General features: G+C 70.1%; 23 protein-coding genes. 9 read left to right on the forward strand and 14 right to left on the reverse strand.

The annotated features are described in order from the left end of the window. Positions 1 to 37 precede the first annotated feature (37 nt). From AB0H56_RS11625 to AB0H56_RS11635, 3 genes are all read right to left on the reverse strand, one after another. Entirely contained in the window at positions 38 to 985 is a 948-nt protein-coding gene (locus AB0H56_RS11625; protein ID WP_357160772.1) for a lysophospholipid acyltransferase family protein, read from the reverse strand. Between the two features lie 5 nt (positions 986 to 990). Next, positions 991 to 1809, reverse strand: a complete 819-nt coding sequence (locus tag AB0H56_RS11630; RefSeq protein WP_357160775.1) for a GNAT family N-acyltransferase — start codon at positions 1807 to 1809, stop codon at positions 991 to 993. A 204-nt stretch (positions 1810 to 2013) separates the two neighbouring features. Next, the gene (locus AB0H56_RS11635) at positions 2014 to 3288 is read right to left on the reverse strand and encodes an NAD(P)/FAD-dependent oxidoreductase (RefSeq protein ID WP_357160778.1); all 1275 of its coding nucleotides are present in this window, start codon (positions 3286 to 3288) and stop codon (positions 2014 to 2016) included. Between the two features lie 134 nt (positions 3289 to 3422). Between AB0H56_RS11635 and AB0H56_RS11640 the strand changes: the two genes are divergently transcribed. Then, positions 3423 to 4277, forward strand: a complete 855-nt coding sequence (locus tag AB0H56_RS11640) for a LysR family transcriptional regulator (RefSeq protein ID WP_280217827.1) — start codon at positions 3423 to 3425, stop codon at positions 4275 to 4277. A gap of 35 nt (positions 4278 to 4312) precedes the next feature. Here the strand turns inward: AB0H56_RS11640 and AB0H56_RS11645 are convergent, their stop codons facing one another. The 5 genes from AB0H56_RS11645 to AB0H56_RS11665 form a co-directional block, all read right to left on the reverse strand. Further along, positions 4313 to 5296: an aminoglycoside phosphotransferase family protein gene (locus AB0H56_RS11645; protein WP_357160782.1), complete on the reverse strand. Its 984-nt coding sequence runs from the start codon at positions 5294 to 5296 to the stop codon at positions 4313 to 4315. Between the two features lie 51 nt (positions 5297 to 5347). Further along, positions 5348 to 5998 (reverse strand): ankyrin repeat domain-containing protein, encoded by a 651-nt coding sequence (locus AB0H56_RS11650; protein ID WP_357160785.1) that lies wholly within the window; start codon positions 5996 to 5998, stop codon positions 5348 to 5350. Between the two features lie 28 nt (positions 5999 to 6026). Continuing rightward, a complete protein-coding gene (locus tag AB0H56_RS11655; protein WP_357160788.1) occupies positions 6027 to 6680 on the reverse strand; it encodes a Uma2 family endonuclease in 654 nt (217 codons plus the stop codon). A gap of 125 nt (positions 6681 to 6805) precedes the next feature. Further along, the gene (locus AB0H56_RS11660; protein ID WP_110036192.1) at positions 6806 to 7762 is read right to left on the reverse strand and encodes an electron transfer flavoprotein subunit alpha/FixB family protein; all 957 of its coding nucleotides are present in this window, start codon (positions 7760 to 7762) and stop codon (positions 6806 to 6808) included. Positions 7763 to 7799: 37 nt separating this feature from the next. Next, on the reverse strand, positions 7800 to 8585 hold the full coding sequence (locus AB0H56_RS11665; protein ID WP_233000110.1) for an electron transfer flavoprotein subunit beta/FixA family protein: 786 nt from the start codon (positions 8583 to 8585) through the stop codon (positions 7800 to 7802). Positions 8586 to 8769: 184 nt separating this feature from the next. Here AB0H56_RS11665 and AB0H56_RS11670 point away from each other — a divergent pair, with 184 nt between their 5' ends. The 4 genes from AB0H56_RS11670 to AB0H56_RS11685 all read left to right on the forward strand — a co-directional run bounded on the left by AB0H56_RS11670 (position 8770) and on the right by AB0H56_RS11685 (position 12835). After that, positions 8770 to 9558 carry a class I SAM-dependent methyltransferase gene (locus tag AB0H56_RS11670; RefSeq protein WP_357160793.1) on the forward strand — a complete coding sequence of 263 codons (789 nt, stop codon included), beginning with the start codon at positions 8770 to 8772 and terminating at the stop codon, positions 9556 to 9558. Continuing rightward, positions 9555 to 11111, forward strand: coding sequence for a glycoside hydrolase family 57 protein (locus AB0H56_RS11675; RefSeq protein ID WP_357160795.1), 1557 nt, complete (start codon positions 9555 to 9557; stop codon positions 11109 to 11111). Before AB0H56_RS11670 ends, AB0H56_RS11675 begins: the two co-directional genes overlap by 4 nt. Next, positions 11108 to 12361, forward strand: a complete 1254-nt coding sequence (locus AB0H56_RS11680) for a glycosyltransferase family 4 protein (protein ID WP_357160797.1) — start codon at positions 11108 to 11110, stop codon at positions 12359 to 12361. Before AB0H56_RS11675 ends, AB0H56_RS11680 begins: the two co-directional genes overlap by 4 nt. 111 nt (positions 12362 to 12472) lie before the next feature. Next, positions 12473 to 12835: an STAS/SEC14 domain-containing protein gene (locus AB0H56_RS11685; protein ID WP_357160800.1), complete on the forward strand. Its 363-nt coding sequence runs from the start codon at positions 12473 to 12475 to the stop codon at positions 12833 to 12835. A gap of 7 nt (positions 12836 to 12842) precedes the next feature. Here AB0H56_RS11685 and AB0H56_RS11690 read toward each other — a convergent pair whose 3' ends face one another. Next, positions 12843 to 14180: a putative glycoside hydrolase gene (locus AB0H56_RS11690; RefSeq protein ID WP_357160803.1), complete on the reverse strand. Its 1338-nt coding sequence runs from the start codon at positions 14178 to 14180 to the stop codon at positions 12843 to 12845. 116 nt (positions 14181 to 14296) lie between these two features. Between AB0H56_RS11690 and AB0H56_RS11695 the strand changes: the two genes are divergently transcribed. Continuing rightward, positions 14297 to 15298, forward strand: coding sequence for a polysaccharide deacetylase family protein (locus AB0H56_RS11695; protein ID WP_357160807.1), 1002 nt, complete (start codon positions 14297 to 14299; stop codon positions 15296 to 15298). Here AB0H56_RS11695 and AB0H56_RS11700 read toward each other — a convergent pair. Then, positions 15292 to 16587 (reverse strand): PQQ-binding-like beta-propeller repeat protein, encoded by a 1296-nt coding sequence (locus AB0H56_RS11700; protein ID WP_357160810.1) that lies wholly within the window; start codon positions 16585 to 16587, stop codon positions 15292 to 15294. The genes AB0H56_RS11695 and AB0H56_RS11700 overlap by 7 nt on opposite strands. 146 nt (positions 16588 to 16733) lie before the next feature. Between AB0H56_RS11700 and AB0H56_RS11705 the strand changes: the two genes are divergently transcribed. Together AB0H56_RS11705 and AB0H56_RS11710 are read left to right on the forward strand one after the other, a co-directional pair. Next, the gene (locus AB0H56_RS11705) at positions 16734 to 17471 is read left to right on the forward strand and encodes an acyltransferase (RefSeq protein ID WP_357161256.1); all 738 of its coding nucleotides are present in this window, start codon (positions 16734 to 16736) and stop codon (positions 17469 to 17471) included. Between the two features lie 57 nt (positions 17472 to 17528). Further along, complete coding sequence (locus AB0H56_RS11710) at positions 17529 to 18068, forward strand: DUF1697 domain-containing protein (RefSeq protein WP_357160813.1); 540 nt, start codon at positions 17529 to 17531, stop codon at positions 18066 to 18068. A gap of 4 nt (positions 18069 to 18072) precedes the next feature. On the opposite strand, the gene AB0H56_RS11715 is transcribed toward AB0H56_RS11710, so the two are convergent. Then, positions 18073 to 18270, reverse strand: coding sequence for a hypothetical protein (locus tag AB0H56_RS11715; RefSeq protein WP_357160816.1), 198 nt, complete (start codon positions 18268 to 18270; stop codon positions 18073 to 18075). Between the two features lie 112 nt (positions 18271 to 18382). On the opposite strand from AB0H56_RS11715, the gene AB0H56_RS11720 reads away from it, so the two are divergent. Then, on the forward strand, positions 18383 to 19072 hold the full coding sequence (locus AB0H56_RS11720) for a CoA pyrophosphatase (RefSeq protein WP_357160819.1): 690 nt from the start codon (positions 18383 to 18385) through the stop codon (positions 19070 to 19072). 28 nt (positions 19073 to 19100) lie between these two features. Here the strand turns inward: AB0H56_RS11720 and AB0H56_RS11725 are convergent, their stop codons facing one another. From AB0H56_RS11725 to AB0H56_RS11735, 3 genes are all read right to left on the reverse strand, one after another. After that, on the reverse strand, positions 19101 to 20432 hold the full coding sequence (locus tag AB0H56_RS11725) for a class I SAM-dependent methyltransferase (protein ID WP_357160822.1): 1332 nt from the start codon (positions 20430 to 20432) through the stop codon (positions 19101 to 19103). Then, positions 20433 to 21410: a class I SAM-dependent methyltransferase gene (locus tag AB0H56_RS11730; protein WP_110036203.1), complete on the reverse strand. Its 978-nt coding sequence runs from the start codon at positions 21408 to 21410 to the stop codon at positions 20433 to 20435. It abuts the gene before it with no gap. An 87-nt stretch (positions 21411 to 21497) separates the two neighbouring features. Continuing rightward, positions 21498 to 22274, reverse strand: a complete 777-nt coding sequence (locus tag AB0H56_RS11735; protein ID WP_357160826.1) for an enoyl-CoA hydratase-related protein — start codon at positions 22272 to 22274, stop codon at positions 21498 to 21500. Positions 22275 to 22280 lie beyond the last annotated feature (6 nt).

Consider the following 22280-nt stretch of genomic DNA (forward strand, 5'->3'; position numbering starts at 1 on the left):
GCGGTCTCCGGTCCGGAAGTCTGCGAAATGCTGTCGATTACCAAGCGGTAGCCGTGGCCGCCTCGGGTGTCCGCTGACCCACCGACGGGTCTTGCACGCGGGTGGAGCCCGCTTCGATCCATTCGGTGTCGAGCACGCCGTGCCGGGAGCGGTCGGTACCGCGCACCGCGGCCTCGCATCGGCGGGCCAGGTCGCGACGGTCCAGTCCGGGGTGCTCCTGCGGTTCCAGCACGATCTCCACGACCATGCCCTTGCTGCGCAGCACCCGCTCGGCCGAATCGGCGAAGGTGTCCTCACCGACGAAACCCGGGACGGTACACGGCGTTCCGTGCCGGTCGAGATAGCGCAGCCGCACCGGCTGCACGGCGGTGGTGGTGTCGATCGCCGCCTGGAACATGGCGGGCCGCATCGAACCGTAGGCGCGCCCACACCAGGTGGTCCCCTCGGGGAAGACCGCGATCCGATTGCCCTCGGCGAGCCGCCCCGCCACCTGGCCGACCACGCCCGGCAGTTCCCGGAGCCGGGCGCGCTCGATCGGGATCACCCTGGTGAGCTGGGCGAGCTTGCCGAGCACCGGCCATTCGACCATGTCGGCGCGAGCCACGAAACCACACGGCTGCACGGCGGCCAGCGCCACCACATCGGCCCAGCCGATGTGGCCGGTCACCACCATCACCGCGGTACCGGAATCGGCGAAGCCTGCCGCCGACACCTGCTCCGGCGGGCGGTTGTCGACGATGCGCAGGCGCATGCCGAGGCAGCCGAGCGCGGCCCTGGCGTAGCGGCGCTGCAGGTTCTCCCGGCGCGAACGCGGGGTGGCGGCGGTGAGCACCGGGAAGGTGAGCACGAGTCCGAGCACACCGGCCAGGCGGACGACCATCCTGGCGGTGCCGACCTGGTCGATCGGTTCGATGCAGCCGGAACCACAGGGGCTCGACGGCATCCACGAGTGCGAGTGGGGGGCGGGCGGCGCGTCGAACACCATGGCGGTTACTTCCCGTCGAAATTGGCGGCCGCGCTCTGCAGCCGCTCCAGATACCGGGTATTGATGGTTTCCAGGCCGAGCAGGGCGACGAAGTCGGCGACCGCGAACTCGGGGTCGTGGGCCGGTTCGCCGCAGATCTCGGCACCCAGCCGCAGGTACCCGCGCAGCAGCGGCGGTAACTTGGGGCGGCTCGGCGGGGTCAACTGGTCGAGGGCGAGGCCGTCGACGACGACCGGGTTGTAGGGGTGCACGCGGCGCTCGGGGTCGCACGCGTGGCGGCCGAGCAGCAGGTCGCGCACGCCGCGCACGTTGACACCGGCAGGGTCGTCGGGACCGTCCTGCATGGGCACCGAGACGCAGCCCATCACCCAGTCGTAGCCGGTGAGCTGGATGTAGTGCAGGATGCCCGCCCACATCAGGGTGAGCACCGAGCCGTTGCGGTGATCGGGCACCACGCAGGCCCGGCCCATCTCGACGATGCGGTGGCCCTCGGGGTCGAGCTGGGCGAGATCGAACTCGGTCGCGGTGTAGTACCCACCGGCGGCGGCGACCTTGTCCGGCGGCAGCATCCGGTAGCAGCCGACGAACTGTTCGGTGAACTCGTCACGGACGAGCAGGTGATCGCAGTGCTCGTCGAACCGGTCGGCGTCGAGGCCGGTACCGTTGTCGGGCATCTGGAATCCCGGCTCGGACGCGAAGACCTGGAAGCGCAAGCGCTGCGCGGCTTCCCGGTGCTCGGCGTCGGACGCGACGACCAGCGAGTAACGAGACTTCCCCACCCCGGAGTCCGGCGCCGGCGCGGTCAACACGGACGAAATTGTCATAGTGCTGATGAAGCCAGTCCGAATCGGCATCGGGCTGACCGCGAAGTGTCGACCCGATGCCGGTTCGGTGAACGAGACTTCGGTCACACCGCCCGTTCACCGCCCGGCCGCGAACCGTTCGCCGACCTGCGGGGTTGCGGTTTCCATGACCCGAAAACGGCCCGCCGGAACACCGGCGGGCCGTTTCGGTCGAACGGGGGCGGATCAGGCCGCGTGCGGCACTGATTCGCGTTCGCGAGCCGGGGCGGCCTTGCGGACCTCGGCGAAACCGGGCCGGCCGGTGCCGAGGAAGGCGACCAGCCACGAGGCCACCGCGGCGAAGCGGTTGCGGAAGCCCACCAGGTACAGCAGGTGCACGGCCAGCCACATCCCCCAGGCGATGGTGCCGCGGAACGTGATGCGGTCGTTGAGTTTCACCACCGCGCTGAACCGGCTGATCACGGCCATGCTGCCCTTGTCCCAGTAGACGAAGGGGGTGCCCGCGTCCTTCTTGCGCCGGATGATGTCGGCGGCGTGGCGGCCCTCCTGCATGGCCACCGGCGACTGGCCCGGGTAACCGTTGAGCGAGGTCATGTCGCCGATGGCGTAGATGTCGGCGTGGCCGCCGACGGTCAGGTCCGGGTTGATCAGCAGACGGCCGGCGCGGTCGGTCTCGGCGCCGGTGGCTTCGGCGAGCAGCTTCGCGAACCCGCCGACCTGCACACCCGCCGACCACACCACGGTCTCGGCGGCGATGCCGCGCTCGATGCCGTCGCGGTCGCGCACGGTCACCTTGCCCTCTTCGATGTCGGTGACGAAGGTGCCGAGCAGCACCTCGACGCCGCTGTCGGTGAGCGAGCGCTTCGCGTACTCCGAGAGGCCGCCACCGAACGGCGGCAGGACCTCACCGGCGCCCTCGACCAGCGTCACCGACACCTCCTGATGGAAGTGGCGCTTGGCGAGCTCCTTGATCTGGCCCGCCACCTCGACACCGGTCGCACCCGCGCCGACCACGACGAAGCTGAGCAGCTTCTGCCTGGTCGCCGCGTCGGCGTGGTCGGCGGCGGCGAACACCGAGGCGATCTGATCGCGCAGGCGCTGGGCGTCATCGATGGTCTTGAGCGAGAAGGTCTTCTCCGCGAAGTCGTCGCGACCGAAGTAGCTCTGGCTGGCGCCGGTGGCCGCGATCAGCGATCCGTAGCTGATCTGGCGGGTACCCTCGGCGGTCTCGTAGGTGAGGACGGCGGCCTCGGCGTCGATCCCGGTCACCTTGCCGAGCCGGACGTCGGCGCCCTCGTGGCGGCGCAGGATGTTCTTGATCGGCGGGGCGATCTCCTCCGAGGCGAGCACCCCGGTCGCGACCTGGTAGAGCAGGGGCTGGAAGAGGTGCTCGGGCGTGCTCGAGATCAGGACGTAGTTGATTCGTGACTTGCTCAGTTGCTTGGCAGCGGCGAGTCCGCCGAAGCCCGAACCGACGATGACGACATCCGTGTGTTCCATGATCGCGCGCTCCAAGATCGGGTAATGAGTCCTTTCATATGAGTAAACGCGATGCGGAACGTAGATGTTTCCAGTGTTTGGGCGCATACTGAAGATGACTCTTATCTGTATAACTAATAAATAGGAGGGACCTGGTGGAACTTCGCCAGCTGGCGTACTTCGTCGCGGTCTGTGAGGAGCTCAGTTTCAGCCGCGCCGCGAGCCGCTGCTTCATCTCGCAGTCCGCGATCAGCCACCAGATCGCGCGACTGGAACGTGACCTCGGCGCCCAGTTGTTCGAGCGCACCACCAGGGCCGTCGTCCCCACCGACGCGACCCTGCGCCTGCTACCACTGGCCAAGCAGATGCTCAGTCTCGAGTCGGCGATCCGCGCGGCGGTGCGCACCACCGGTCCGCGCGTGCGCCTGGCCGCCAACATGTCGTTCGCGGCGCGCTCGCTCTCGGCCATCGCCGCCGCCCGCGCCGCGCACCCCGACGCCGAGATCGAGTACGTGATCAAACCGTTCCGGCAGCGGATCACCGCGGTGGCCGACGGCGACTGCGACCTGGCGCTGATCCGCGGCAGCGTCGACCAGCCCGGCCTGGCGGTGGAACAGCTGTGGGTCGAGGATCTGGTGATCGCGATCTCGAGCAGTCATCCCCTGGCCGGGCGCGGCGCGGTCACCCTCGCCGATCTGGCGCCCTATCCCCTGCTGCTCCCGCCCGAGCAGGAACAGGTGCTGTTGCACACCCTGATCCGCTCGGCCTTCGCCGACCTCCCGACCGGGCCCACCTTCGGCCCGCCGATCCCGCCCGATCACACCGCCACGATGGAACTGCTCAACCGGCCGGAATCCTGGACGATCCTCTATGAGGGCCCCACCCGGGGACTGCTCACCCTCGATCTCACCGATCACCGCCTGCGCATCCCGGTCTCGGCCGTGCTGCGCGAGGACGGGCGGCAGAATCCGATCGTGAAGACACTGCTGGACGCGCTGCACCGGCGCTGACGGTTGAGCCGGACACGGTCAGCGTGATCGCACGCTCAGTGTGGCCGGTCCATCGGCGGGAGGTCGGCCAGCGCGTAGGCGACAGCGGTGTGCAGAGCGAGCATGTCGGGGTCCTCGTCCTCGATCGCCCAGGTCATCTCCTCGACAGCGCGCACCAGCGCCCAGCCGCGGGCCCGGGCGGGGTCGACGCCGAGCGCCGCGGCGGTGATGGGCACGACGGCGTCCACGTGCTCGCGGGTGGGGTCGGACTGCGCCTGGATCATGAGCAGGAAGCCCGCATCGAACGCCGCCTCACCGAGGCAGGGTTTCGGGTCGATCAGCAGCCACGGTTCGCGTTCGGCGGCAACGATATTGCCGAGGTGGGTGTCGCGGTTGACGATCAGCAGCGGGCCGTCCGGTTCGGCCAGCGCGCCGCACCAGTGGTCGACGAGCTCCCGCAGTGGTGCCGAGAGCAGGTGCGCCAGTTCGGGATTCGGGGTATCCAGCCGTGCGAGGAGCCCGGCGGGGAGATCGGTGGCGAGGGGGAACGCGGGAAACCCCGGCGGCAGCGCGACGGCGGGACGCCGCAGCCTGCCGTACAGCGCGCACGCCAGGGCCACCTTGTCACGGTTCTCGGGCCTGCCCTCGAGGCTCGGGAATCCCGGCTGGGTCAGCAATTCCGTTCCCGGCCTGGCCCATTCGAGCAGCAACGCCCCGCTGTCCGGATCGAAGTCCAGCAGCCGGATCGCGCCGTCGCCGCCGTAGCAGTGCAGCGCGCTCGCCTCGGCGAGATTCTCCTCGTCCACCATCGGCACCTTCAGCACCGCCCACGACCCGTCCGCGCGCCGCACGGCCGCCACATAGGCGTGCGTTCCACCGCTGAACGGCGTCGAGAACTCCGTCAGTTCCCACCGGCGGGCCAGGTCCGCGACCAGGGTCGGCAGTGCCTCGATCCACTGCTCCCCGGCCGTCCCGAAGACCTCGCGAACGGTCTCTTCGACCTCGGCGGGCAGCACGACCGGCATCCGTCCCAACGACATCAGCCCACCCTGCCCAGGCCACCGCACGTGGTCAACCGAATATGCCGACCACTAGACGAAACCCTCTTCGACGAGTTCGAACCCGTCCGGCCGGATCCGGTGCCGCTGCCCCGAGCCACCGGCCACCCGGCACCAGCTCGAGACATCGAGTTCGTCCGCGTCTACGGCGAGTTCGATCGCGAAGCCGCCGTAGAACCCGGGAATCGCCGCCCACATGGTGGCCCCGGAGTATTCGAGCAGGGGACTCAGCGACGGCGCGCGGAACCCGCTCTCCCGGCACAGCTCGAGCACCCGGCCCAGAATCACCGCGTGCAACTGACATTCGAGCTGCGCGAGCACAGTGGCGTCGACCTCGCGCACCAGCTGCGGCGCGAGCAGTGCCGACAGGTGATCGTTGCCCCGCGCGTCGGCGATGTCCGCGGCGGTGTCCCCGTCGGCGGTCCGCAGCGTCCGCCACGCGCCGAGCTCGATCAGCCGCTCGACCACGGTCTCCGGCGCCCCGAGCCACGCGGCCTGATGCAGCGGCGCGAATCCCGAATTCCCCCCGACGCGAACGGCATTGACGCTGCGATGCCGCTCGGCGAGTTCGAGCACCACATCCCACTCGCCGGCCCGCGCCGCATCCGCCAGCCTGTCGCGCGCGGCGATCCCCTCGTCGCTGAAGGCTTTCCGCCGATGACTCCCCCACCACAAGATCTCCACGCGGGCAGTGTAGCGACAGGCGCTTCGCTCAGAAGGCGAGCGCGGACCAGGGAATCTCGATCGAGAAGGGCTGTGGGAACGACACCACCGCGCCATCGTCGTTGATCCATTCGTCGACAAGACGGTAGTCGACGGGGTGCAGCGGACTCACCCCCTGTGGCAGGCGCGCCGGAGCGGTGTCCAGTCCGTATGCCTGGATGACGGCGATCGCGCTGGTGTCCGGCTCCAGAATCACCTCCCAGTACCAAGGGATCCCAGCCGCCGCGTAGCGGGCTCGCTTCGCCTGCATGAGCGCCGAGGTGTTCGATGGCGACAGGACTTCGCCCACCATGACGGTGTCGGCGGCGCGAACATCGCGGTAAGGGCCGTCCAGGCAACGGTGTACCAAGAAGTCCGGCGTGACGAAGTCCGACTTGCCGGTCACACCGAGGAAGACATTCGTTTCGAGATTGGCCACCCAGCAACGGTCGGGGTTCGCCGCCATGTCGTCCCGCGCGGACCGCTCCAGAGCATTGGTCAGGCGGCGCATGAAGATCTGATGCTCGCCGGGGCCACGTCGCAGCCAGACGACCCGGCCCTCCCAGAGCTCGATCTGCCCGGCGATCTCCTCCGGAAGTTGCTCCAACTGCTCCCATGTCATGAACTCGGGCAGGTCAGGGCGATCGATACCGGGCAGGGACATGTCGCAATCATAAATGAGCGCGACACCGACGGGCGGGGCTCCGGACGGACCCCGACCACCGCGGACGCGAGCGGCCCCGTCCGGGAACCCGGACGGGGCCGCCTACGCGTTCGGCGCCGGAACGATCAGCCCTTGTGGGACTTGACGGCCTCGGTCAGCTGCGGGGCGACGTTGAACAGGTCGCCCACGATGCCGTAGTCCGCGATCTCGAAGATCGGGGCCTCTTCGTCCTTGTTGACCGCGACGATGGTCTTCGAGGTCTGCATGCCGGCGCGGTGCTGGATGGCGCCGGAGATGCCGAGGGCGATGTAGAGCTGCGGCGAGACCGTCTTACCGGTCTGACCCACCTGGAACTGGCCCGGGTAGTAGCCCGAGTCGACGGCGGCACGCGAGGCGCCGACGGCGGCACCGAGCGAGTCGGCCAGCGCCTCGACGACCGAGAAGTTGTCGGCGGAACCGACACCACGGCCACCGGAGACGACGATGCCGGCCTCGGTGAGCTCCGGACGGTCACCGGCGACGATCGGCTCGCGCGAGACGACCTTGACGACGCCCTCTTCCTGCGCGGGCACGGCCACGGTGACCTGCTCGCCGGCACCGGCCTGCGCGGCGGCCTCGATGGCGCCCGGACGGATCGAGATCACCGGCACGTCGCCGGTGGCCTTGGCGTCGACGGTGAACGCGCCACCGAAGATGGAGTGCACGGCCGAGCCGTCGGCGTTGACGCCGATGACGTCGACGAGCAGACCGGAGCCGATGCGCGCGGCGAGGCGGCCCGACACCTCCTTGCCCTCGGCGGTGGCGGCGACCAGCACGGCGGCGGGCGAGGCGGACTCGACCAGACCGGCGAGCACGTCGACCTTCGGGGTGACCAGGAAGCCGTCGACGTCGTCGGACTCGGCGACGTAGATCTTCTCGGCGCCCGCGGCGGCCAGCGCGGAGGCCAGCTTCTCGGCGGTACCGGCCGGGCCGGTGACGACGGCGGCGGGCTCGCCCAGGGTGCGGGCGGCGGTGAGCAGTTCGGTGCTGACCTTCTTCACGGCACCGTCGGCGTGCTCGACGAGCACAAGTACTTCAGCCATTGTTCTTTCTCCTTGGGGAAGTCTCAGACGGGGAGGATCAGATGATCTTCTGACCGATGAGGTAGGTGGCGATCTGGTTGCCGCCCTCGCCCTCGTCCGCGATCTTCTCGCCCGCGGTGCGCGGCGGCTTCGGGGTGGAACCGGTGACCTGGGTGCCCGCGTTGGCGACACCGACGGTCGACGGGTCGATGCCCAGATCGGCCAGCGTGAAGACGGTGACTTCCTTCTTCTTCGCGGCCATGATGCCCTTGAAGGACGGGAAGCGCGGCTCGTTGATCTTCTCGGTGACCGAGACGATGGCGGGCAGCGAGGCCTCGAGCTTGAAGACGCCCTCGTCGGTCTCGCGCTCGCCGGTGATCTTGTCGCCGTCGACGGTCAGCTTGCGCAGGTGCGTCAGCTGCGGGATGCCCAGGTACTCGGCGATGATCGCCGGAACGGCGCCCGCGCGGCCGTCGGTGGCCTCGTTGCCGGCGATGACCAGCTCGACGCCCTCGACCTGGCCCAGCGCGCCGGCCAGCACCCACGCGGTCTGCACGGCGTCGGAGCCGTGGATCGCCGGGTCGTTGATGTGGATGGCCTTGTCGGCACCCATGGACAGCGCCTTGCGGATGGCCTCGGTGGCGCGATCCGGACCGGCGGCCAGCACGGTGACCTCGCCGCCCTGCGCCTCCTTGATCAGCAGCGCCTCCTCGACGGCGCGCTCGTTGATCTCGTCGAGGACGGCGTCGGCGGCCTCGCGGTCGAGGGTGAAGTCACCATCGGTGAGCTTGCGCTCGGACCAGGTGTCGGGGACCTGCTTGATGAGTACGACGATGTTCGGCATCGGTCTTCGTCGACCTCCTTCTGGGGACACGTGTGTGGTGGCCGCACGAGCTGGGCCGTACGTCCGGGTGAGAAAACTGCTCAGGGCGGAACACTACCCTACGCTAAGTTACTCGTGGGTAACCTACATGACAAGGGGATCCCTGACTCCTGCACGAACCGGCGGTACCAGTAACGTCGGAGCAATGAGCGAGGCTGTGATCCCTGCCGCACCCGTGGCCGCCACACATGAACCACTGCCGTTGACCGGCGAGCGGACCGTGCCCGGCATCGCCGAGGAGAACTACTGGTTCCGTCGGCACGAGATCGCCTATGCCCGCCTGCTCGATCGCTGCACCGGCAAGACCGTGCTCGAGGCGGGCTCGGGCGAGGGCTACGGCGCCGACATGATCGCCGGGGTCGCCGCGCGTGTCGTCGGCGTGGACTACGACGAGAGCGCCGTCGCGCACGTACGCGCGCGCTACCCGCGGGTGGAGATGATCCAGGGCAACCTGGCCGCGCTGCCGCTCGACGACGATTCGGTCGACGTCGTGGTGAATTTCCAAGTGATCGAACATCTTTGGGATCAGGCGCAGTTCCTGCGGGAGTGCCTGCGGGTGCTCCGGCCCGGCGGCGAGCTGCTGATCAGCACTCCCAACCGGATCACCTTCTCCCCCGGCCGCGACACCCCGCTCAACCCCTTCCACACGCGCGAGCTCAACGCCGCCGAGCTGACCGAACTGCTGCTAGAGGCGGGCTTCACCGTCGAGCAGATGCTGGGCGTGCACCACGGCGCGAGCCTGAAAGCCTTGGACGCCAAGCACGGTGGGTCCTTCATCGACGCCCAGATCGAGCGCGCGCTCGCCGGTGAGCCGTGGCCCGCCGACCTGACCGCCGACGTCGCCGCCGTGACCATCGACGACTTCGACCTGCGCGAAGGCGATATCGACGCGAGCCTGGACCTGGTCGCGATCGCGCAGAAGGCACGGCGTTGACAGATTCCCGCTCCGCCCGGTCCGGCTCCGTGCCGGGCCAGTTCACGCTCGTGCTGCACTCCCACCTGCCCTGGCTGGCCCATCACGGGCGCTGGCCGGTGGGCGAGGAATGGCTCTACCAGTCCTGGGCCGCGTCCTACCTGCCCGTGGTCCGGGTGCTGAAAAACCTTGCGGCCGAGGGCCGTACGCATCTGCTGAGCCTGGGCATCACGCCCGTGCTCGCCGCCCAGCTCGACGATCCGCACTGCCTGGCCGGCATGCACCACTGGCTGGGCAACTGGCAGCTGCGCGCCGACGAGGCGTCGATGTCGGGCAACGTGGCCCTCGGTCGGCACGAACATCGGCTCGCCACAACGGCTTCGACCGAATTCGAGCGTGACTGGCGGCACGGCGGCTCACCGGTGTGGCGCTCGCTCATCGACGCCGACGCGATCGAGCTGCTCGGCGGCCCGCTGGCGCATCCGTTCCAGCCGCTGCTGGACGAGCGGCTGCGCCGATTCCAGCTCACCGAGGGCCTGGCCGACGCGCGGCAGCGCTGGGGCACCACCCCCACCGGTATCTGGGCGCCCGAGTGCGGCTACACCCCCGGCATGGAGCGCGGCTACGACGACGCGGGTGTGACGCATTTCATGGTCGACGGCCCGTCCCTGCGCGGCGACACCACCCTCGGCAGGCCGGTGCGCGACTCCGAGGTGCTCGCGTTCGGCCGCGATCTGCAGGTGAGCTACCGGGTCTGGTCGCCGAAGCAGGGTTACCCCGGGCAGAGCGCCTACCGTGATTTCCATCACTACGACCACGCCACCGGTCTCAAACCGTCGCGGGTGACCGGCAAGACCGTGGCCGGTCCTGACAAGGCCCCTTACGATCCCGAGCTCGCCGCCACCGCGATCACCCGCGATGTCGCCGACTTCGTCGAGACCGTGCGCACCCGCCTCATCGAGGAGTCCGCGCGGATCGGCCGACCGGCCCTCGTGGTGGCCGCTTTCGACACCGAACTCTTCGGGCACTGGTGGCACGAGGGTCCCGAATGGCTCGAGCAGGTGCTGCGCGCGCTGCCCGAGGCGGGGGTGAACGTCGGCACCCTCGCCGATGCCCGCGACAACGGGTACGTGGGCGAACCCGTGCAGCTCAACGACTCGTCGTGGGGTTCGGGCAAGGACTGGCGGGTGTGGGCGGGCGACCAGGTCGCCGATCTCGTGACGCTCAACGCCGAGGTCGTCCGGCTCGCGCTGGACACCCTCGACAAGGTGCGCCGCGACGGTTCGCTGCGCGATCCGGTGGCCGACCAATTGCTGCGCGAGGCGATCCTGACCGTCTCGAGCGACTGGGCGTTCATGGTCAGCAAGGACTCCGCCGCCGGCTACGCCCGCGACCGCGCGCACCAGCACGCGCACGCCGTGCGTGAACTCGCCGAGGCCATCGGGGCCGGACAGTTCGCCAAAGCGGCCCGTCTCGCGGCAGGATGGAGCCTGGCCGACGGATTCTTCCCTGGTCTGGACGCGCGGCGGTTGCCGACCGCTGTCCCGTCGGCCGCCGCTGAAGGATTCGCATGAAGATTTTGATGGTGTCGTGGGAGTACCCGCCGGTCGTGGTCGGCGGGCTCGGTCGGCACGTGCACCACCTGGCCGTGGAACTGGCCGCGGCCGGGCACGAGGTGGTCGTGCTGGCGCGCAGGCCGACGGGCACCGACTCGCTCACCCATCCCACCCACTCCTACGTCGCCGACGGGGTGCTCGTCGTCGCCGTGGCCGAGGACCCGCCCTGCTTCGACTTCGGCGAGGACATGCTCGCCTGGACCCTGGCGATGGGGCACGCGATGGTCAGGGCCGGTGTCGCGCTGGGTAAGCCGGGCGTCGGCGAGGGCTGGACCCCGGATGTGGTGCACGCGCACGACTGGCTCGTCGCGCATCCGTCGATCGCGCTGGCCGAGTTCTACGACGTGCCGCTGGTGGCGACCATCCACGCCACCGAGGCGGGCAGGCACAGCGGCTGGGTGTCGGGGCGGGTCAACAAGCAGGTCCACTCGGTGGAGTGGTGGCTGTGCAACGAGGCCGATCAGCTCATCACCTGCTCGACCTCGATGCAGGACGAGGTGGAGCGCCTCTACGGACCCGAACTCTCGCCGATCACGGTGATCCGCAACGGCATCGATGTCGGCGCGTGGACCTTCCGGCCGCGCGCGCCGCGCAGCGGTCCGCCGAAGCTGCTGTACGTGGGGCGGCTGGAGTACGAGAAGGGCGTGCAGGACGCGATCGCGGCGCTGCCCCGCATCCGCCGCGCGCATCCCGGTACGACCCTGACCGTCGCCGGGGTCGGTACCCAGTTCGAGTGGCTGCGTGAGCGGGCCAGGGTGCACCGCGTCGCCAGGGCGGTGAACTTCGTCGGCAGCCTCGGCCATGCCGAGCTGCTCGGCTGGCTGCACGGCGCCGACGCGATCGTGCTGCCGAGCCGCTACGAGCCGTTCGGGATCGTCGCGCTCGAGGCCGCCGCCGCCGGCGTGCCGCTGATCGCCTCCACCGCGGGTGGTCTCGGCGAGGCCGTCATCGACGGGGTCACCGGCGCCTCCTTCGAACCCGCCGATGTCGACGGCCTGGTCGACGCGGCCCGGGCCGTCCTCGACGACCCGGCCACCGCCCAGGACCGCGCCTACAACGCCCGCGAACGCCTCACCGCCGACTTCGCCTGGGACGTGGTCGCCGCCGAGACCGCCCAGGTGTACTCGGCCGCCAAGCGCCGCGTCCGCACCTCTCTCGGCCGCCCCGACATCGTCGAACGGCCGCTGCCCGAGCGCGACCCCAAGTAGCACCGGATTCGGCGCCGTCCGGCGCCGATTTCACCCGCAACGCATGACGCCGTCCCGACGGCCCGGCTCTACCGTCCTTCCTGTCGATCCCCAGGACGAAGGAGCCGCCGCATGCCCTTGCACCCGATTCCCGACCTGCCACCCGCGACGATCGGTTTCCGCGCGTCCGGCATCGTCACCGCCGAGGACTACACCACCCAGCTCGACCCCGCGATCGAGTCGGCCCTCGAACACCAGCAGCCGGTGAACGTCGTCTACGTCCTCGGCCCCGACTTCGACCGCTACTCCCTAGACGCCCTGTGGCAGGACCTGAAACTCGTCCAGGTCCCCCGCAGCGCCTGGGGCCGCATCGCCCTGGTCACCGACCACAAAGCCCTCGCCGAAGCCGTCCACCTCTTCGCCTTCCTCATCCCCGCCGAAATCCGCGTCTTCCCCGTCACCGCCGAACCCGACGCCCTCGCCTGGGTGGCGTGACAACCGCTCAGGCTGGGGGGATGCCGTTGGGGTGGTAGCGGGTGGCGGCGTTCCAGAGGAAGAAGCCGTCGATGTTCGCGGCTCGGGTGGCGTCGATCTGGGCGCGGACCTCGGGGTCGCCGTAGGGGACGCCGAGGGTGAAGTCCTGGAGCCAGGGGATCACCTTCGCGCCGGTGCCCGCGGTGGTGGTCTGGAAGTCGCGGAGGGAGGCGAGGGTGATGTCGTAGGGCTGGGCGTTCGGGTTCGCGACGCCGTATTCGCCGGGGTTCCAGTGCGAGGGGTAGACCATGGGGGCGACGTAGTCGACGTTGCGGGCGATGCGGGGGATGTCCTGGGCGATCTGGTCGGGGCGGGTGGCGGCGATGCCGTACACCGCGGCGCTCAGGTGCGCGCCCGCGGCGTGGACCGGGTAGCGGCTCTCGGCCACGAAGCCCGCGACCGCGTCGGTGGGTGTGTCGGTGAGTCCGGCGAAACGCATGCTCGACAGGCTGCCGTCCGGCCGGCGCACGTAGTCGTACATGATGCCGTCGAAACCGAGCCGGGCCGCTTCCACCGCGAGATCGATGTTGTAGCGGCGCACCTCGGGGTGGGCGACATTGGTGAAGGCGATCGGGCCGTAGTGGCTGGAATAGGGCTGGCCGGAGGGATTCTGGACGACCCAGTCCGGCCTGCCGCTGTGCCATGCCCACGCGGCCACCGTCGGATCACGGAACGCGACGATGCGCCCCACCACCCGCACCCCGAGCTCGTGCAGTTGACGCAAGGCGGCCGGAGCGTCGTAAATGGCCGCGACAGCCCCGGATTCGCGGGCGAGCGGCACCTGTGAGTCGTACCCGACGACGCCGTCCTCGTCCTTGATGTCGAGCTGCACGGTATCGATGCGCCCCTCGCGCGCCATGGCGAGCACACCCTCGCGCAATCCCTCGTGCGACCACGCGTGCGCGGTGACGTGCACCGCGCGCACCCGAGGCAGCGTGAACGCCGTGACCGCGATCGCGCCGCTCCGATTACCCGCCGCGTCGACCGCGACGACCTCGACGGCGGGCGCCCACGGCACCGAGAGTTCGAAGGCCCCGTCCGCGGCGGGCGTCACGAACTCCTCCCCGATGGACACGCGTACCGCGTCAATCGCCGTGCCGCGCACCACGATCGGCGCCCGGTAGGAGGTCACCGGCTCGGGCGCGAGCACCCGCAGTGCCGGGGGCGTGGTGTCGGCGGCCGGCGCGTTCACCGATCTGGTCACCGCGAAGCCGGCCAGCAGCGCGACGATCACGATCGCGAGGACAGCGCCCCCACCGACCGTCGCCCACCGTGTCCGATCCCACGACTGGATACGCAATCCCAACGCCCACACCAACTTCCACTAAGGTTCGCCAGGCCACTATGGCGCAGTCGCGTGCGGGGTCCACCGATTATCGCGAGATCGAGGGAAAACCTCTGCCGCCGCGTAACATTGCCGCGATGACGGGCGGTTCGACGGCGGTATCCCGGCTCTTCGGCGCGGTCCTGCTCGCCATGGCGGTCACCGCGTGCGCGGCCCAGACGCCGCAGGCGATCGTCGAACCGCCAGCGCCCGCACCGAGCAGCAGCCCGCCTGATCCGGCCGGGGTCGCCGCCAACGAACTGGGTGTCGTCCCGATCCTGATGTACCACCAGATCACCCCGGACCCCGCGGGCGAATACGACCAGACCCCGGCCGAGTTCCGCGACGAGCTGGACCGGCTGTATCGCGAGGGCTATCGCCCGGTGACCGTCGCGCAGTACATCTCCGGCGAGCTCGACCTGCCCGCGGGCACGCACCCGGTGGTGCTCACCTTCGACGATTCCACCAGCAGCCAGCTCGCGTTCACCGCCGCGGGCACGCCTGCCCCGGACAGCGCGGCGGGCATCCTCGCCGAATTCGGCGCGCGACACCCGGATTTCCGGCCGGTCGCCACGTTCTACGTCAACAACGAGCCCTTCGGTGGTGATCCGCGCGCACTCCCCTGGCTCGCGGCCAACGGCCACGAGATCGGCGCGCACACCGCCGACCACGCGAACCTCGCGAGCCTGGACGGCGAGGGCGTACAACGCCAGCTGGTGCTGAACGTGCGGGCGATCACCGCGGCCGCGCCCGGAGTCACGGTGCGCACCATGGCATTACCGCTCGGCATCGCGCCCCGCGACCGTGACCTGGCGCTGGCGGGCAGCTGGGACACCACCGGCTACCGCTTCGACGCGGTCGTGCTGGTCGGCGCCGAGCCGGCGCCCACCCCGTACGGCGCGGTCGATCCCGGTGGTGTTCCGCGAATCCGCTCGGGGCGGGGCACGGTGCCCTTCGATTCGGCGTACTGGCTCGACTGGCTCGCCGCGCACCCGGACCAGCGCTACACCGCCGACGGCGATCCGGCGCGCGTCTCGTTCCCCCGACGGCTCGCCGCCGAGGTCGACGCGCGCTGGGCCGACCGGGCCAACCCCTACTGAGCGTCGGGCTGGAAGGTGAAGATCTCGCCGAGCCGGGTCGCGACCACGACCTCGCCCTTCGGCCCGATCGACGTGCCGGTGGTGGTGCCGGTCGCGCCGGGCAGCACATCGGAGTCGACCGTGTTGCCGGTGGTGGTGTCGAAGGTGATGAGGTTGAGTCCGGCGCCGATGGCCGCCACGGTGTACCCGATGTCGCCCGCGGTCTGGGCGGGTGTGCCACGCAGGGCCAGGTCCTTGCGTTCCCAGGCCGGTTCGACGCGATCGCCGCGATCGTGGACGGCCATCAGGTAGCCGTCGTCGCCCGCGGGAATGATCAGGTCGTCGACGACGGAGATCCCGCCGCTGGGTGTCCAGCCGAGCGCGTGGGTCCAGCGGGTGCTGCCGTCCTCGGTGTTCACCGCGATCAGGCGGCCGCTGTTGTCGCCGACGTAGACGGTGGCGCCGTCGGCGGACAGGGTGGGGCTGGTGGCGCTGCCGCCGGTCAGCATGTCGGCGCTCCACACCTGGGTGACCTTGTCGTCGGCATAGCGCATCGCGCGCAGCGAGGCGACCGTCTTGCCCGGCTCCCAGACGGTCACGAAGAAGCGGCCCGAGTCCGGGTCGACGGCGGTGGTGTTGGCGATCGCGCAGCGCGGGCCACCGGTGCGGCAGTCGTCCAGGCCGTCGCCGGAGGCGGGGCGGGTGAGCCCGGGGTACTGCAGGAAGTCGGGCTCGCCGAGCAGTTGCAGGGTGGGGACCTCGCGGCCGCCGGTCTGGCGGCTGAGCACGTCGACCTGGCCGGACTGGGTGATGGTGAGCAGCTTGCCGTCGCCGGTGAACTGGATCGCCACCGGCACCCCGGCCACCGGCGTGCGCCAGCGCGGCTGTCCCAGGTAGTTGAAGGAGTTCACCGCGCCGTCGTCACCGACGTAGACGTTGTTGGTGCCGTCGACGACGGTCGGCGCCTCGATGGTCGACGGTCCGAGCGCGTTGCAGAACCGCTTGCGCCCGGTGTGCATCTGGAAGGAGAAGATCGCGCAGTTGGCGGTGCTCGTGGTGACGAACATCTGGCCTTCGGGACCGATCGTCAACGGCTGGGCGATGGGGCCGCCGACCGGCCGCGACCAGCTCAGCGTCACCGACTCGGCGCCCGTCACCGGAGTGGCGCCACCGTTGCGGCCGTCGTGATGCGCTGCGGGCCAGCCCAATCCGGCGCCGACGGTGATGTCGTCGACATAGGTGCCGCAACCGGTCAGCGCCACCACACCGGCGGCAGCGAACGCGACCGCGACACGAGTCCGAGTTCGCACCTGCTGTTCTCCCTGTGATGTTCGAAGCCGAGGATCGGGGTATCGCACAGTTCGTGTGCGCTCCGAAAGTACTCTGTTTACCCGATGACCGACTCCCCGGGTACCAGGCCCGGCGGATCACGACGGGAGAGTAGTTCGTGACGAGCATGTGGGGCGCGCCGCTGAGCGCGCGCTGGCGTGGATCACGCCGCCGCGATCCGCAGCAGGCACGCTTTCTGACCAGGGAATCGCTGCGCTGGGTGCTCGCCAATCGCGCCTACACCCCCTGGTACCTGGTGCGGTACTACCGGCTGGCCAAGTTCCGGCTCAGCAACCCGCACATCGTGCTGCGCGGCATGGTGTTCCTCGGCCGCAATGTGGAGATCCACGCGACCCCGGAACTGGCCCGCATGGAGATCGGCCGCTGGGTGCACATCGGCGACGGCAACGCCATCCGCTGCCACGAGGGTTCGCTGCGCATCGGCGACAAGGTGGTGTTCGGCAAGGACAACGTCGTCAACACCTACCTCGACATCGAGATCGGCGAGTCCACCCTGGTCGCCGACTGGTGCTACATCTGCGACTTCGACCACAAGATGGACGACATCACCCTGCCCATCAAGGACCAGGGCATCGTGAAGAGCCCCGTCCGCATCGGCCCCGACACCTGGATCGCGGCCAAGGTGACGGTGCTGCGCGACACCCGCGTCGGCCGCGGCTGCGTGCTCGGCGCGCACGCGGTGGTGCGCGGCGACGTCCCCGACTACAGCATCGCCGTCGGCGCGCCCGCCAAGGTGGTCAAGAACCGCAAGGTCGCCTGGGACGCGAGCGCCGAGGAGCGCGAGGCGTACCTGGCCGCGCTGGCCGATATCGAGCGCAAGAAGAACGCCGCCGCCCAGGCGTGATCCTCGCCCCGCCGACATTCGATGGTGCGTGTCGGTGGGGATGGGTACGGTCTGCTCGTGGAGAGCTATGCGGCGCTGCTGCGGGGCATCATGCCCACGAATCCGAACATGCGGAACGAGAAGTTGCGCGGGGTCTTCGAGGGACTCGGGTTCACGAAGGTGGCCTCGGTGCTGACGAGCGGCAACATCGTGTTCCGCACCGCCGACGATCCGGCCGACCTGGAGGACCGCATCCAGAAGGGGCTGGCGGCCGAGCTGGGTATCCCGGGCGGCACCATCATCCGCAGCCACCCCGAGCTGCGCGCCCTGCTCGACCGCGACCCGTTCGAGGGCCTGCCGCACGAGCGCGGCTCGTATCTCACGGTCACCTTCTTCAAAGACCGCATGCGTCAGGCGGATACGACGGCGTTCGAGGACGATCCGCTCACCCGCGTCATCGGCTACGACGCCGATGCGCGCGCCTTCCTCACCGTGATCGACAACAGCACCGGCAAGACCCCGGACTTCATGGCCCGCCTCGAGAAGACCTATGGCAAGGACATCACGACCCGCACCTGGCTCACTGTCCAGCGCGTGGTGAAGAAGATGGAGGCCTGAGTTCTCAGGGGGCGAACGCGAGGCCGCGCGCGGCCAGCTCCTCGCCGAGGATGCGGATGGCTTTGGGGCCGATGCCGTGGATGGCAAGCAGTTGCTTCGCGCTGACCTTCGTCAGCTGGTCGTAGCGCGTGTAGCCGTTGGCCGCCAGCTCACGGGTCGCCACCTTGCCGATGCCGTGGGGGAACTCGGATTCCGCCGCCATGCCGTCCTCCTGTCTGCGCTGTTCGTCGCGGCCAGGGTACGCGCGACCACCGACGAACGGTCGACCCCGACGACGCGCGGGGGCGGATCGACCGCTGGGGCAAGATCGAGGGGTGAGCAACCCGCACCTGCCGCGCAGCATCGCGGAATTCCGCGCCCTCGCCGAAGCCCGATTGGCGGCGTTTCCCCGGATCGCTGTTCCCGATGCCCCCGGCACGCGCCGGGCCGGCGTGACGCTGTGCGTGGTGCCCGGCGCCGAGGACGGCCTGGCGGTGCTCGTGATGAAGCGCGCCTATCGCGGTCGCAACGCGGGCCAGTGGGGATTGCCGGGCGGGCGCCTGGAGCCCGGTGAGACCGCCGAGTCGGCGGCGCTGCGGGAACTGCACGAGGAACTGAACCTGACCGCGAAACCGGCCGACGTGCTGGGCCTGCTCGACGATTTCCCGGCCACCTCCGGCTTCGCGATCACCCCGATCGTGGTCACGGTCGACGACGTCGACGCCCTGCGGCCGAACCCGGACGAGGTGTTCACCGTCCACCACGTCGACCTCGCCAGGCTCGCCGCCGAGGACGTGCCGCACTGGGTGCGCCCCGAAGACGCCACCCTCCAGCACGAACTACGCGGCGATCTGCCGGAGGCCGATGTCGGCGGGCTGCTCCAGATGCGTCTCGGCCCCGGGATGACCATCCACGCCCCCACCGGCGCGCTGCTGTGGCAGTTCCGCGCGGTCGTGCTCCTCGGCCGCTCGCCCGCCGAGTCCCGGGTCGCGCACTTCACCCAGCCCGACTGGACCAGGCACTGACGGCGGAGCGTCGTGGCACCGCGCGCAATCACCGCACGGCGGCAGCTGCCGTGCACAGGAAAGCGGTGCCGGTGCGGCCGATCCGGGTGAGGACGAGCGTGTACGGGGTGGAGCCACGAAGCTTCAGCTTCTTGCGGAGGGCGTCGGGATCGACATCGACACCGCGGACGAGGATCTCGAGCGCTCCGCAGTCGCGCCGGGCGAGTTCCTGGCGCAACGTCTTCTCCCGCAGCTCGAAGCGGTCCTCGATGCGGAAGCCGCGCATGCCGGAGGGGACTGTGTCGCCGGTGAGGTAGGCGATGTGTGGGTCCAGTTGCCAGAGGTCGTGTTTCGCGGCGTAGTGGCGGACCAGTCCCGCGCGGACGACGGCGCCGTCGGGGTCGACGATCCAGTCGCCGGGTGCGCGTTCGGGGATGTCGTCGGGGTCGGCGTCGGTGAGAGTGGTCGCGTCGCCCCGGGAGTCGAGGACGGTCGCGCGGCGGGTGATGCCGGGTTCCGTCAGCCCGGACGACCACAGGCAGGCTTCGCGCACGGCGCCGTCGAGGGAGACGATCTCGACTTCGCCGTCCCAGCCGAGCCGGTCGAAGTCGAGGCCGGGCGCGGACTTCACGGCGATGTCACGACCGACGTAAGCGGCCAGCAGATCGGGCAGCGGAGGCTGGAGTTTCGCCGGGTCGTAGGTCCGGCGGCCGTCGGCGCGACGGGCCGGATCGGCGATGATCACCGTGTCGCGGGTGATCGGGATGAGGGCATCGGCCTTGGCCAGCACGATGTTTCGGCCACGGTCCGCGGCGGTCGGCGCAGGGTGTGCGGCACCGGGACCGCGCACAGCCACCGACTGCGGGGCGGCACCGCCGATCGCCCCGCGGGCGGATTCCTTATCGCCGAGGTCCGGCCTGACCGGGTCGGAGGCGGCCCCCGGCGCCGCGAGGGGGGCGACCGCGAGGTTGTGGGCGGCCATGGCCAGCCGCACCTCGTCGAGATCACTGCCGACCACCACCGGACACACCGGCGCCAGCTCGGCGAGCTCGGCGCCGATCGAACAGGTGACATCGTGCACGGCGCGACCGGCCAGCCGCGCGGCGCGATGCCGGGCGACCAGGGCGGGCGTGGCCTGCTGCAGCGCGTCGTCGGTGAACAGCCAGTCGGCCGCCGCGGGCAGTTTCGCCGCGGCCTTGCGCCGCAGGCGCACCGTCTCGATCAGCGCGGCCGCGTGCTCGGCGTGCACACGACGCACCTGCTCGATGTCGCGCAGGTGCGTCGCGGTGGTCAGCTCCAGCCGGTCGACCTCGGCGAGCGCGGCACGGCCTGCCGCGCTGCCGAGATAGGCGACGTCGTCGCGGCCGAAGCGGTACCCCACCTACTTCTGCGCCGCGCCCGGCTTCACGCCGGTGATCATGGCGTTGTAGAAGAACTCGCGGGGCACGACCTTGCGCAGGACGTTCTCGTCGAGCCAGCTCAGGCCGAGCCAGGCCCGGTACTGCGCCATGCGGTAGCCGATGGTGAGCTTCTCGTCGGGCACGGCGGCCTCGAAGGTGCGCACCGGCCAGCCCCACAGGGCCGCGGCGAATTCCTCGGTGGTGGCCTTCACGTCGACGGCGCCCGCCGACTTCGCCATCTTCTCCAGATCGCTCGGATCGAAGGTGTGCAGGTCGACGACGGCCTCGAGCGCGGCGGCGCGGGAGGACTCGTCCAGCTCGGTCTGCGGACGGCGCCAGCCGGACAGGAACGGCAGCTTGGTGATCTCGGTGGTCACCTTCCAGGTGGCCTGACCGAGCTTGCGGGCGTAGAAGTTGCCGACGGTGGTGGGCTCACCGGCGAAGACGAAGCGCCCGCCCGGCTTGAGCACGCGCAGGCACTCCTTGAGCGCCAGTTCCACGTCGGGGATGTGGTGCAGCACGGCGTGGCCGCAGACCAGGTCGAAGGTGTCGTCGTCGTACGGGATGGTCTCGGCGTCGGCGACCCGGCCGTCGACATCGAGGCCGAGGTGTTCGGCGTTGCGCAGCGCGACCTTCACCATGCCGGGCGAGAGGTCGGTGACCGAACCCTTCTTCGCGATGCCACCCTGCATCAGGTTCAGCAGGAAGAACCCCGTGCCACAGCCGAGCTCGAGCGCCCGCTCGTAGGGCAGCGGGGCGGGGCCTACGGCGAGGTCGAACCGGCCGCGGGCATAGGCGATACAGCGTTCGTCATACGAGATCGACCACTTGTCGTCGTACGTCTCGGCTTCCCAGTCGTGATACAGGACCTGGGCGAGCTTGGTGTCCTTGAGCGCTGCTTCGACCTCGGCCTCGGTGGCGTGCGGGTTCGGCGCCGGGTCATCGGGGTGGACCGTCATAACCGCCAAGAGTAATAGGAGACCCTCAGCACGCAATGGGCGGTCTTGGTTCCGGCCGTTCCAATTGGTCGATTGACCGGTCTCAGCTCAGCGTCCGGTGAAAACAGCGCTGTTCGGACCGTCGGCGGCAAAGGCGCGCGTGCCGATGCGGGCGTCGTCGGTCTCGAACAACGCCGACCATTCGGCGACGGCCGCGGAGTGGCCGTGCGGGCCCGCCTCGAAGACCGCCTTGGCGGCGGCCAGTGCCCGCGGCGCGGCCGTCACGAACTGTTCGGCCCAGCGGCGGGCGGCGGCGAGGACGTCGTCGGGCGCGACGACCTCGTCGACCAGACCGAGCGCCGCGGCCTCCTCGGCGTCGACGAAGCGACCGGTGTAGACGAGGTCCTTGGCGCGGCTCGCGCCGATCAGCAGCGACAGCCTGCGGATCCCCGACAGCGGAATGAGCCCCGCCTTGATCTGGGGCAGCCCGAGCTTGACGTTGTCGCCGATGATGCGGTGATCGGCGCCGAGCGCCAGCTCGAGACCGGCGCCGAGGCAGTAGCCGGTGATGGCGGCGACCGTCGGCTGCGGCACCCTGGTCAGACAGCCCAGCGCCGCCTGCAGGTCGGCGGCCATCGCCGCGGCCTGCCCCGCGTCGAGTTCGGCGAGTTCGCTCATCTCGTCACCCGCGCTGAACACCCGCTCGTCGCCGTAGACGATGAGCGCGGCGACACCGGGGTGCTCGGCCACCGTCGCCGCCGCGGCGGCGACCTCGCGGGCCAGCTGGGCGTCGACGAGGTTCAGCGGTGGACGATCGATGCGCAGCAGCGCGACGCCGCGCGCGGACGGCTCCGCGGGCAGCTCGACGGTGACGAATTCGGCCATGCGGCC

Source organism: Nocardia sp. NPDC050717 (assembly GCF_040654275.1).
In the GTDB taxonomy this organism is placed as follows: domain Bacteria; phylum Actinomycetota; class Actinomycetes; order Mycobacteriales; family Mycobacteriaceae; genus Nocardia.

What these genes read in the sequence shown, in the direction of transcription:
- AB0H56_RS11625 (WP_357160772.1), bottom strand. Translation starts at nt 985, where the DNA reads ATGGTGTTCGACGCGCCGCCCGCCCCCCACTCGCACTCGTGGATGCCG.
- AB0H56_RS11630 (WP_357160775.1), bottom strand. Translation starts at nt 1,809, where the DNA reads ATGACAATTTCGTCCGTGTTGACCGCGCCGGCGCCGGACTCCGGGGTG.
- AB0H56_RS11635 (WP_357160778.1), bottom strand. Translation starts at nt 3,288, where the DNA reads ATGGAACACACGGATGTCGTCATCGTCGGTTCGGGCTTCGGCGGACTC.
- AB0H56_RS11645 (WP_357160782.1), bottom strand. Translation starts at nt 5,296, where the DNA reads ATGTCGTTGGGACGGATGCCGGTCGTGCTGCCCGCCGAGGTCGAAGAG.
- AB0H56_RS11655 (WP_357160788.1), bottom strand. Translation starts at nt 6,680, where the DNA reads ATGTCCCTGCCCGGTATCGATCGCCCTGACCTGCCCGAGTTCATGACA.
- AB0H56_RS11660 (WP_110036192.1), bottom strand. Translation starts at nt 7,762, where the DNA reads ATGGCTGAAGTACTTGTGCTCGTCGAGCACGCCGACGGTGCCGTGAAG.
- AB0H56_RS11665 (WP_233000110.1), bottom strand. Translation starts at nt 8,585, where the DNA reads ATGCCGAACATCGTCGTACTCATCAAGCAGGTCCCCGACACCTGGTCC.
- AB0H56_RS11670 (WP_357160793.1), top strand. Translation starts at nt 8,770, where the DNA reads ATGAGCGAGGCTGTGATCCCTGCCGCACCCGTGGCCGCCACACATGAA.
- AB0H56_RS11680 (WP_357160797.1), top strand. Translation starts at nt 11,108, where the DNA reads ATGAAGATTTTGATGGTGTCGTGGGAGTACCCGCCGGTCGTGGTCGGC.
- AB0H56_RS11685 (WP_357160800.1), top strand. Translation starts at nt 12,473, where the DNA reads ATGCCCTTGCACCCGATTCCCGACCTGCCACCCGCGACGATCGGTTTC.
- AB0H56_RS11695 (WP_357160807.1), top strand. Translation starts at nt 14,297, where the DNA reads ATGACGGGCGGTTCGACGGCGGTATCCCGGCTCTTCGGCGCGGTCCTG.
- AB0H56_RS11705 (WP_357161256.1), top strand. Translation starts at nt 16,734, where the DNA reads ATGTGGGGCGCGCCGCTGAGCGCGCGCTGGCGTGGATCACGCCGCCGC.
- AB0H56_RS11715 (WP_357160816.1), bottom strand. Translation starts at nt 18,270, where the DNA reads ATGGCGGCGGAATCCGAGTTCCCCCACGGCATCGGCAAGGTGGCGACC.
- AB0H56_RS11730 (WP_110036203.1), bottom strand. Translation starts at nt 21,410, where the DNA reads ATGACGGTCCACCCCGATGACCCGGCGCCGAACCCGCACGCCACCGAG.
- AB0H56_RS11735 (WP_357160826.1), bottom strand. Translation starts at nt 22,274, where the DNA reads ATGGCCGAATTCGTCACCGTCGAGCTGCCCGCGGAGCCGTCCGCGCGC.